This is a genomic window from Saccharomonospora sp. NPDC046836 (assembly GCF_040645195.1).
In the GTDB taxonomy this organism is placed as follows: Bacteria; Actinomycetota; Actinomycetes; order Mycobacteriales; family Pseudonocardiaceae; genus Prauserella_A.
Genome location: NZ_JBEYXW010000023.1, coordinates 91,291 through 101,145 on the forward strand (window position 1 = coordinate 91,291; position 9,855 = coordinate 101,145).

Sequence of the window (9,855 nt, forward strand, 5' to 3'; positions counted from 1 at the left end):
TTCACGAAAGCCACGTAACCGCGATACAGAAAGCACGAGATGACCACCACATTGGGCGGCGGGCTGGTCGGCGAATGGGTGAGCTGGCACGCCGAACGCGAGCAGGAACTTCGTGAGCCCTACGGCTGGCTGAGCCTGGCCGGGTTGCACTGGCTCGGCGAGCAGGCACAGACCTTCGACGGCATTCCCGGAGCGTGGAGCGCGTCCACACGCGCCGCGCGGGTCACCGCGACTGCCGAGGAGGGCCTCGTCGTGGAGGACCGGCTGCTGGACGGCAGCATGCAGCTGACCATCCACGAATCGGGCTCGGCGTTGTTCGGAGCGCACGGTTCCGTGCGGTTGGAGCTCCTCCGCCGCGGGGGCGCCTACGGAATCCGCGCACGCGATCCCCGCTCGCCCGTGCTGACGTCCTTCACCGGCGTTCCCGCTTTCCCGGTGCATTCGCGGTGGATGGTTCCGGCGACGTTCGAGCTGTACTCCCCACCGCACGTGCAGCTCACCGGCACCGCCCAGCCCGGGCTGCGGCGCAGGCTGGAGATCGTCGGCGAACTGCGGTTCACCGTGGCGGGCACCGAGTACACACTCGCCGCGACGGCAGGCGCCGGCAGTTCGCTGATCGTGCCGTTCAGTGACACGTCCAGCGGTAGCACCACGGCGCCGTGGCGGGTGCTGGCGGTCCGCAGACCCCGCCTCGGCCGGACCGTGCTGGACTTCAACCGCGCACTCAACCCGCCGTCCGCCTTCACCGCCTACGGCACCTGTCCGCAACCGCCGGGCGGCAACACGCTGCCGTTCGCCGTCGAGGCGGGCGAGCGTGCGCCGGGCTGACGTCGCAACCAATCGACCCATCGTGACTCGACTGGAGAGGAATCCGTGACAGCAACGACGATGGATGTGGACGTCCATCCTGGACTCGCCAGCTCCCCGCTGGCCACAATGGTCCAGCCGGACCGTCCGCTGTGGACACCGCGCGAGCTGAGGACGCTGACCTCGGCGACCGTGCGGCAGCAGCACGGCGAGCTGCTGGACCTGGTGCGCTACGAGCCGAGGCAGCGCTGGTGGGTGCGACTGGCGCTGACCAGGGGAGTCGAGCTGTGGCTGCTGTCCTGGCTGCCGGGGCAGGGGACCCAGCCCCACGACCACGGCGGCGCGGCGGGCTCGTTCGCGGTGCTGGCGGGTTCGCTGGAGGAGTCCTACCGCTATCCGGGAGGTCCACTGCGGACGGCACGGCATGCCGCCGGTGCGGCGATCGGCTTCGGTGCCGGACACGCCCACCAGGTGCGCAACACGGGTAACAGCCCGGCCGCGAGTGTCCACGCCTACTCGCCTCCGCTCGTGCCGACCCGGGAGTATCCCGGCCTGCATGCCATTCCCGCGGAGATCCCGCCGTTGCCTGCGCTACACCTGCCCTTCGCCGAGCTGCGTGCCCGAGCCGATCTGGAGGGGCCATGACCATCGACGCCGTGCTCGCCGCCGCCCGCGCCGAGCTGACCAGGGTGAAACCCGACGAGGCCGAGCACCTGCGCCGGGCCGGTGCGCTGCTGGTCGACATCCGCCCGTATCACAATCGGCTCGCCGAGGGAGAGATCCCGGGCTCCGTGCCGATCGAGCGGATCGTGCTGGAGTGGCGACTCGATCCGCGTGGCTCGCACCGCATTTCCGAGATCAACGAGGGCACCGCGGTGGTGGTGCTGTGCAACGAGGGTTACGCCTCCAGCCTGGCCGCCCGGGATCTCAAGCGGCTCGGGCTGCGCAACGCCACCGATCTCGTCGGTGGGTTCCGGGGCTGGGTGGCGGCCGGGTTGCCCGTTACTGAAGGCGGTTCACCGGCGATCACGTGAGAGCAGTTGATTTCGCGTCGTCAATTTCCTTCTCGAACAGATCCCAGGAGATCGCCGTGCCCAGAATCCTCGCTCTGTCCGGCAGCCCGTCGCCGACGTCGCGCACCGAGGCCGTGGTCGAACAGCTCGCCGTGCGGCTGCGCAGGCAGGGGCACCGGGTGGCGCTTGCGCCGATTCGCGAGCTCCCGGCAGGAGCGCTGCTCTCCGGTGACGCCGAACATCCCGACATCGCCGCCGTCGCGGACGCGATCTCAAGCGCCGACGGTCTTGTGGTGGCCTCTCCCGTGTACAAGGCCGCCTACAGCGGGCTGCTCAAGTCGCTGCTCGACCTGCTGCCGCAGTTCGCCCTCGATGGCAAGACCGTGCTCCCGCTGGCCACCGGTGGCAGCCTCGCGCACGTGCTGGCCATCGACTACGCCTTCCGCCCGGTACTGCACTCGATGGGCGCCGAGCACGTCGTGCAGGGGTACTTCCTGCTCGACCGGCTGATCACCGTGTCCGAACACGGTGCGACGGTCGCCCCCGAGGCAGAGCCCACTCTGCTGTCCATAGTGGACTCATTTTCGGAGACGTTGCATCGTCGCACGCGAGTGGTCGCCGCGTCGGTCAGATCGCACGGGGTGCCGAGCAGTTCGGGTTCACCGGCGCGCTCACACATCTCCGGCATCTGAGCCTCCGGCCTCACCCCGATGTTGATCACCGCGCTGTTCGCGCTGGGCGGTGGTGACCGGCCCGCCCGGTCTCAGCGCTGCCGGATGCCGTCGAGCAGTGCGTCGAGGTAGGCGTCCGCCAGCTCGTCGGGGCTGACCTCCCCGTCGGGCTCGAACCACAGGTAGGTGTAGTTGAGCATGCCGAGGATCCCTTTGACGAGCAGCCGCGGCGCGGGCGCGAGAACCCCCTCGGCGGCGCCGCGATCGAGTGCCTGCCGCCAGTAGCTCTCGTACCGTTCCCGCGCGGCGACGACACGGTCGCGGTTCTCCCCGGTCAGTGCGGTGTACTCGCGGAAGAACACCGCCCACTCGAACTGGTGCTCCGCGATGTTGTGCAGCAGGCCCTTGGCGAGCTCCCTGAGTAGGGTCTCCGTCGGCAGGCCCGCCGCCAGCAGGCGCTCGGCCTGCGCGTTCATCTGGTCCACCTGCGTCTTGCTGATCTCGTAGAGCAGGTTTTCCTTGCTGCCGATGTAGTGGTAGAGGGCGCCTCGGCCGAGTCCGACCGCCTTCGACAGCTCCGCCACCCCGGTGCCGTGGTAGCTGTTGCGGGCGAACAGTTCGGCCGCGATGCCCACGATCCGCACCCGGTTGAGGTCGTAGGTGGTGCTGCCCATCGGCTCGCTTTCGATGATCATTCCTGCTCGCTCGGCCAGCCTAGCGCGCCGAGACCGCCGGTGAAGCGGTAGCCGTCGAGCAGTTCGCGTGCGGTGACCAGGTACTGGATCGTCGGGGTGCCTTCCTCGAGCCAGTTGAGCCGCGCGTCGCGGTACAGCCGTTCGACGGGGTGCCTGCGGGTGTAGCCGATACCACCGTGCACCAGCAGCGCACGGTCGGTGACCCGGCCGACCGCTTCCAGGCCGAACTGTTTCACCATGGCCGACTCGGCCGGGATGCGCCTGCCGGCATCCCACTTCGCGGCGGCGTCGGCCAGCATCCCCCGCAGCGCGTAGATGTCGGTTCCCATCTCCGCGAGGTAGCGCTGCACGGCCTGGCGTTGTGCGATGGGCTTGCCGAAGGTCACCCGTGCGCGTGCATGGGCGAGCGACAGCTCCAGCGCGCGTTCCGACGTCCCGAGCGAGCTCGCGGCAATGAACACCCTGCTGATCTCCAGTGCGCGTTCGAGCTGTGCCTGGCCTTCGCCCTCCGCGCCGACGAGCGCAGAGGACGGGACCTCGACGCCGGCGAAGGTGAGGAGCCCGTGCTCGCCGCCCTTGCAGCCCATCGTCTCCGGCAGCGGTTCGATCGTGAGGCCTGCGGCGTCGCGCTCGACGAGCAGGGCCGACACCTGGGTGGCCGCGGTCTTGGCGAAGACGAGGAAATGGCTGGCCAGATCGGAGTTGGTGATGAGCCACTTGCGGCCGTGCAGGACATAGCTGGAGCCGGACTGGTTGGCGGTCGTCCCCAGGTCGGCGCCCGTGCCGTGATCCGGCTCGGTGAGCGCGAACGCGAGCGACTTCTCGCCGGTGGCGGCGCCCGGCAGGATGGCGGCCCGCTGCTCGGCGGAGCCGATCTCGGACAGCGCATGCGCGAACGAGTTGTGCACGTGGACGATCACCCGGATGCCACCTTGGATCTTGGCGAACTCGGCGATGATCGGCAGGTACTGGCGGATCGAGAGCCCGCTGCCTCCGTACTCGCGGGGCACGAGCAGGCCGAACGCGCCTGCCTCGCGCAGGATCGGCAGCACGATGTCGTAGGGAATGCGCTCCTCGTCCTCGATTCGCACCTCGAGTGGGTCGAGCCGGTCCCAGATCGCGTGCTTGAGCCGCTTGACCAGTTCGGTGTAGTCGGCTGCGGGCAGGCCGTCGTTCATCGTGACTCCCTTTCTCCGGCTTCGTGGGTCACAGGGACCAGCCGCCGTCGGCGGTGAGGACCGATCCGGTGCAGTAGGTGGCGTCCTCGCTGAGAAACACGGCCGCGCGGGCGATCTCCGGCACGGTGCCGAAGCGGCCCAATACCGTCGACTGCGCGATGCCGTCCCTGGCCCTGCCAGGAACCTGCGCGGTCATGTCGGTGTCGACGAAACCCGGCGCGAGCACGTTGACCCGGAAGCGGTCGCGACCGGTTTCCTTCGCCAGCGACCGGGCGAACCCGATCAGCGCGGCCTTCGCACTGGCGTAGGCGGTGTCGCCGGCGTGTCCGATGAGGCCGATCACCGATGACACGACGACGATGCTCGGATCGTCGCTGCCGCGCATGGCCGGCAACGCCGCGCGGACCAGTGCGGCGGCCCCGCCGAGGTTGAGCTCGATGATGCGCCACCACGCGAGCGGGTCCAGTGTGGACAGACGGCCACCGGTCCAGGTGCCTGCGTTGAGGATGAGGGCGTCGAGCCGTCCCCAGCGGGCGAGTACCTCCCGCACGGCCGAGTTCGCGGAGGCGTGGTCGCCGAGGTCGTAGTGAACGGGAAGGACCTGTTCGGGCGTTTCGGCCCGCAGTTTCTCAGTCGCCTCGCGGCTGTCGCGGTAGCCGCAGGCGACCAGCCGCCCGCGTGCCACCAGTTCACGAGTGATGCCGGCTCCGATACCGCGACCGCCGCCGGTGACGAGCACGGTACGCGCGGGCGAGTCGTCTCCTGGACTGGTCAGTGCGGCCATGAGGCGACTGTACCGATCGTTCCATGATCACGCATCTATCCGGATGTAGTTGGAAAATGAGAATGGAACGATCGGTCCATTGGCGGTTGATGGACGGCAGCGTGCGTGTTAGAAAGCAGTGGCACAGCGCACACCGCCGGCGACGTTGGGAGAGCCTGTGACCGCGCAGCGACTTGGCACGCCGACCCGCGTCCAGCCCGCGAAGGTCGCCTTTGCGAGCTACGCGGCCATCGCCGGCTTCCTCGCCGAACTGTTCCCGGCGCGGTCGCGCCACACCGGGGCGTCGGTGGCCTACCAGGTCGGCGGCATGGTCACCAGCGGACCTGCGCCGTTCGTGGTGGGTGCCCTCTTCGCCGCGGCGGGCGGATCCCGGGTGCTCGCCTGCTACATCGTGGCCGCGTGCGTGGTCACGTTCGCCGGGCTGCTGGCGGCAGGCCGCGACATGGGGAGTGTGCAATGAACGTACCGGTGGACACCGTGTGGGACGAGGTCGAGGCGGGGCTGTCGACCGAACCGGGCCGGCTCAACACCGCGCAGGAGGTCTGCGGGCGTCATGTGGGCGAGCACGGGCGGCTCGCGCTCATAGTCCGGCACCCCGACGGGTCGGGGGAGCGCTGGACCTACCGGGAGCTGTACCGCGCCGCGGCGAAGACGGCGCGGGTCTTCGAACGCGCCGGCCTGCGCGCGGGCGACCGCGTCGCGGGGCTGCTCTCCCGTCAGGTGGAGAGCCTCATCGTCGCGCTCGCGGCGTGGCGCAGCGGGCTGGTCTACGTTCCGCTGTTCTGCGGGTTCGGTTCCGACGCCCTCGCCTACCGGCTGCGCTCGTCCCATGCGGCTCTCGTCGTGTGCGACCACCGGTGGCGGGACACCCTCGAGACGGCACTGTCCACGATGGACGAGGACCTGCCTGTGATGGTCGTGGCGGGTCCGAAAGGGACGGGCGTACGCCGGGGCGACTACAGCTTCTGGGCCGAAGTGGACAGTGCTGATGCGGACGGACCCGAGGCGCCGACGACGGCGTCCGACCCGGCAACCCTGTTGTTCACCAGTGGCACCACCGGCAATCCGAAATCGTGTGTGATGCCGCACGGTGCGCTGCTGTCGGTGCTGCCGTTCGCGAGGTACTCGCTGGGTGTCACGCCCCGGGACCTGCTGTTCACCACCGCTGATCCCGGCTGGGCTTACGGGCTCTACTCCACCGGGGCCGCTCCGATGGCGCTGGGCGTGCCGCGCGTGCTCTACAGCGGGGACTTCGATCCCGCGGCGTGGCTGCGAGTGATGCGCGAGGAGGGCGTCACCTGCGTGGCCGCCGCGCCGAGTGCGTACCGGAAGCTGCTGTCGGCCCTCGTGCGCATCGGCGTGCCCGGGGAACTGGCCGCCGCGGCCGCGGCGGGGGAGCCGCTCGAAGCGGACACCGCCACGCGATGGACGGGCACGGGTGCGCCACCGATCCGAGACGGGTACGGGCTGAGCGAGGTCGGCATGGTGCTCGTCGACCTGGTCGATTCCGGTGCACCGGAACCGGGCACGCTCGGCGGCCCGCTGCCCGGTTTCGCCGTGCGCCTGGTCGACCGCGCGGGTGAGCCGGTGTCGGCAGGGGAGAGCGGGCTGATCGCGATCGAGCGGCCCCGGTACCAGCTCAGCACGGGGTACGAGAACCGGCCGGAGGACTGGGCGGCCCGCTGGCAGGGGGAGCTGTTCGTCACCGAGGACCGTGCGGAGATGCGGCCCGACGGTCGGTGGGTCTTCCTCGGCCGGGAGGACGACATGATCGTCACCTCCGGGTACAACGTCAGCCCGGTCGAGGTCGAGCGCGTGCTCGCGCGGCATCCCGGCGTGGTAGAAGCCGCCGCGGTGGCGGCGAGCCGCCCCGGCGGGGGCACGGTCGTCCGGGCGGTCGTCGTCCGGGCTCCCGCGGCGCCACCGGCGGCGGAGCTGGAACGGCAGCTGCGGGACGAGGTCGGTCGCCGCATCGGCACGCACGCGGTCCCGCGGGTGATCGACTACGCCGAGGCGCTGCCGCGTAACGAGGTCGGCAAGCTGCAGCGAGCGACATTGCGCCGGCCACGCTGATCGGACGGCACACTCTCACACCTGGGGGAAAGTCGCCCACCGGAGCGGGCAACTCGCGTGCTGGAGCGGGGGACTCGCGTGCTTGGGCGGGGGACTCGCGCGGCTTCAGGCCTGCCAGTCGCGTAGTACCGCCTCGTTGGCGCTGCCGGGTGCGGGCGGTGGGGTGGGCCGGTCCGGCACAGTGCGGGAGAAGCGCGGTGCGGGAGCGGGCTGGGTGATGCCGTCCAGTTCGATGAGGGTCTGCCTGGCGGCGAGGTGCGGATGCCAGGGGGCCTCGCCGAAAGACAGCACAGGCGTCACACAGGCGTCGGTACCGGCGAACACGGCTGCCCACTCATCGCGAGTGCGTGCCGAGAACAGTTGCGTGAAGCGGGCCCGCAGCAACGGCCAGCCGGAGCGGTCCAGCTGCGCGGGCAGCTCAGCCGGATCCAGGCCCAGACCCTCCAGCAGCGCGCTGTAGAACTGCGGCTCGAGGGCACCGACCGCCACATAACGCCCGTCCGCGCACACATACGTGTCGTAGAACGGCGCGGCACCGTCGAGGAGGTTGCTCGCCCGCTCGTCGCTCCACGCCCCGAGACCCCGCAGGGCCCACATCAGCTGGCCGAGCACGCTCGCGCCGTCCACCATCGCGGCGTCCACCACCTGGCCCACACCGGAACGCTCGCGTTCCCACAACGCCGCCAGCAGCCCGGTGAGCAGGAACATCGAGCCGCCACCGTAGTCGCCGACGAGGTTCAGCGGCGGTACCGGCGGTTCGTCGGAACGTCCGATCGCGTGCAGGATGCCGGTGAGGCCGAGGTAGTTGATGTCGTGGCCGGCGGTGGCCGCCAGCGGGCCGTCCTGCCCCCAGCCGGTCATCCGCCCGTACACCAGCCGGGGGTTCACCGCGTGGCAGTCCGCAGGCCCGATGCCGAGCCGCTCGGCCACCCCTGGGCGGAAGCCCTCGATCAACACGTCAGCCTTGGCGACCAGCCGCAGCACCAGCCGGCGGCCCTCGTCGTTCTTGAGGTCGGCGCCGACCGAGCGCCTGCCACGCAGTTGATGATCCGGTTTCCCGCCGGTGAGATCGAGCGAGCCGGATGGGCGTTCGACCCGCACGACATCCGCACCGAGATCGGCGAGGATCATCGCGGCATGCGGTGCCGGGCCGATCCCGGCCAGCTCGATCACCTTCAGCCCGGTCAGCGGTCCTGGCACGGTCCCTCCCACATCGCTGTGCGGCCCCCGTCGGCAGACGGCCCGACGAGCGTAGTCGCCTGGCCCGCCGAGTACCCGGCGGGCCAGACCGACGCGCCGCCGCGTGTCAGCTGTCCACGTTGGCGTGCAACCGGGTGCGCAGCTCCGTATGGTCGATCTCCTGGACGCTGCCGGTGCCGGCGAGGTCGAGCGCGTGCGCGGCGCCGAAACCCATTGCCGCGCAGGGGCCCATGACGCGCACACTGGACAGCGCGGCCGCGTCACCGTCGACGCAGCGGCCTGCCGCCACCAGGTTGTGTGTACCGATGGGCAAGAGGCTCCGCAGCGGTACATAGTGGACGTGGTCGGAGTCGTAGGTCTCCCACACGTACCCCTCCGGCCGGTCGTGCAGCTCGATCGGCCACGCCGTGCGCGCGACCGCGTCGCCGAACCGGTGGCCGGTGCGCACCTCGTCGACCGTCAGCTGGTGCTCGGCGGCGATCCAGCGGGTCTGCCTGCGTCCCGGGAAACCGTAGGTGCGCACTTTTGCCTCGCCGAACGCCTTCGGGAACTCCCTGCGCAGGAACTCCACAACGCGATCCGCCTGCCGCCTGCCCTCCAGCTGCGCCCGCGCCGCGGGCACCGCCTCCAACGGCGCCTCGACGTGGGTCATGTTCATCACCGCGGTGTTGCGGCCGGGGAAGAAGAACGCCAGACCGTCACGGCGCAGCAGGCCGTACTCGTCGGCCTTCTCGTGCACCCTGGCCGAGAGCTCGGCGTGCTCGGGCCGGAACTCCTCCCGCAGGTTCTCCAACCGGATCTGCTGTGAACCCCAGATGGTGCGTTCGGGAACCCGGCACGCCAGGCCCGCCTCCCAGGTCAGCGACGCATCGCCGCTGGCGTCGACGAAACCGGTCGCCGTGACACCGACGAGGCCGTGCCGGGTGGCGAACGTCGCGCTGCGCAACGTGCCTTCGCCTGCCTCGACCTCGAGGACCGATGCGCCGAGCACGACCTGGATGTTCAGCGACTGAACGAGGTTCTCGATCCACCGGCCCAGTACGACCTCGTCGTAGCTGACCGTCATGGTGTGGCTCTTGTTGAAGTGGATGTCGCCGGTCTTGCCGAGATCGGCGAACATCGGGTCGAAGATCCCGTGCGTGAGCTGGCGGTATTCCGGCCCGTTGCCGTACACGCCGCAGAACAGCCCGATCAGGGAGTTCACGCACTGCCCGCCGAGCACGGGCAGTGCGTCCACCAGCACGACCGAGCGGCCGAGCGCGCTGGCCTCCACGGCGGCCGACAGGCCGGCGATGCCGGCGCCCACCACGCAGATGTCGGCGGTCAGCCGCTCGGTGGGCGTGTGCGCCGCCTTGGTGACGGTCTTGATCTTCAGCTCAGTGAGCTCGTGTGGCATTAGTTCTCCTGGGAAATCCGCGAGGCGTGCGATTAGGC

11 protein-coding genes are annotated in these 9,855 nt (G+C 70.2%); 6 read left to right on the top strand and 5 right to left on the bottom strand.

What is annotated here, in order from left to right:
- Positions 1 to 39: 39 nt before the first annotated feature.
- From ABZ863_RS24190 to ssuE, 4 genes are read left to right on the top strand one after another with little or no spacing between them, the layout of a single operon-like run.
- On the top strand, positions 40 to 828 hold the full coding sequence (locus tag ABZ863_RS24190; protein WP_358539589.1) for a DUF1684 domain-containing protein: 789 nt from the start codon (positions 40 to 42) through the stop codon (positions 826 to 828).
- A 60-nt stretch (positions 829 to 888) separates the two neighbouring features.
- Positions 889 to 1,452 (top strand): cysteine dioxygenase family protein, encoded by a 564-nt coding sequence (locus ABZ863_RS24195; RefSeq protein ID WP_358539623.1) that lies wholly within the window; start codon positions 889 to 891, stop codon positions 1,450 to 1,452.
- A complete protein-coding gene (locus ABZ863_RS24200; RefSeq protein WP_358539591.1) occupies positions 1,449 to 1,841 on the top strand; it encodes a rhodanese-like domain-containing protein in 393 nt (130 codons plus the stop codon). Before ABZ863_RS24195 ends, ABZ863_RS24200 begins: the two co-directional genes overlap by 4 nt.
- A 56-nt stretch (positions 1,842 to 1,897) precedes the next feature.
- A complete protein-coding gene (gene ssuE, locus ABZ863_RS24205; RefSeq protein WP_358539593.1) occupies positions 1,898 to 2,512 on the top strand; it encodes an NADPH-dependent FMN reductase in 615 nt (204 codons plus the stop codon).
- A gap of 71 nt (positions 2,513 to 2,583) precedes the next feature.
- On the opposite strand, the gene ABZ863_RS24210 is transcribed toward ssuE, so the two are convergent.
- From ABZ863_RS24210 to ABZ863_RS24220, 3 genes are read right to left on the bottom strand one after another with little or no spacing between them, the layout of a single operon-like run.
- The gene (locus ABZ863_RS24210; RefSeq protein WP_358539595.1) at positions 2,584 to 3,186 is read right to left on the bottom strand and encodes a TetR/AcrR family transcriptional regulator; all 603 of its coding nucleotides are present in this window, start codon (positions 3,184 to 3,186) and stop codon (positions 2,584 to 2,586) included.
- Positions 3,183 to 4,364, bottom strand: coding sequence for an acyl-CoA dehydrogenase family protein (locus ABZ863_RS24215; RefSeq protein WP_358539596.1), 1,182 nt, complete (start codon positions 4,362 to 4,364; stop codon positions 3,183 to 3,185). The genes ABZ863_RS24210 and ABZ863_RS24215 overlap by 4 nt, the downstream gene beginning before the upstream one ends.
- A gap of 28 nt (positions 4,365 to 4,392) precedes the next feature.
- Complete coding sequence (locus ABZ863_RS24220) at positions 4,393 to 5,148, bottom strand: SDR family oxidoreductase (RefSeq protein ID WP_358539599.1); 756 nt, start codon at positions 5,146 to 5,148, stop codon at positions 4,393 to 4,395.
- Positions 5,149 to 5,305: 157 nt separating this feature from the next.
- Here ABZ863_RS24220 and ABZ863_RS24225 point away from each other — a divergent pair, with 157 nt between their 5' ends.
- Both ABZ863_RS24225 and ABZ863_RS24230 read left to right on the top strand, forming a co-directional pair.
- Positions 5,306 to 5,608: a hypothetical protein gene (locus ABZ863_RS24225; RefSeq protein ID WP_358539601.1), complete on the top strand. Its 303-nt coding sequence runs from the start codon at positions 5,306 to 5,308 to the stop codon at positions 5,606 to 5,608.
- Positions 5,605 to 7,221: an AMP-binding protein gene (locus tag ABZ863_RS24230; RefSeq protein ID WP_358539603.1), complete on the top strand. Its 1,617-nt coding sequence runs from the start codon at positions 5,605 to 5,607 to the stop codon at positions 7,219 to 7,221. Before ABZ863_RS24225 ends, ABZ863_RS24230 begins: the two co-directional genes overlap by 4 nt.
- A 105-nt stretch (positions 7,222 to 7,326) precedes the next feature.
- On the opposite strand, the gene ABZ863_RS24235 is transcribed toward ABZ863_RS24230, so the two are convergent.
- Positions 7,327 to 8,421, bottom strand: a complete 1,095-nt coding sequence (locus ABZ863_RS24235; RefSeq protein ID WP_358539606.1) for a CaiB/BaiF CoA-transferase family protein — start codon at positions 8,419 to 8,421, stop codon at positions 7,327 to 7,329.
- 106 nt (positions 8,422 to 8,527) lie between these two features.
- Positions 8,528 to 9,817, bottom strand: a complete 1,290-nt coding sequence (locus tag ABZ863_RS24240) for an FAD-dependent oxidoreductase (protein WP_358539608.1) — start codon at positions 9,815 to 9,817, stop codon at positions 8,528 to 8,530.
- Between the last annotated feature and the right edge of the window lie 38 nt (positions 9,818 to 9,855).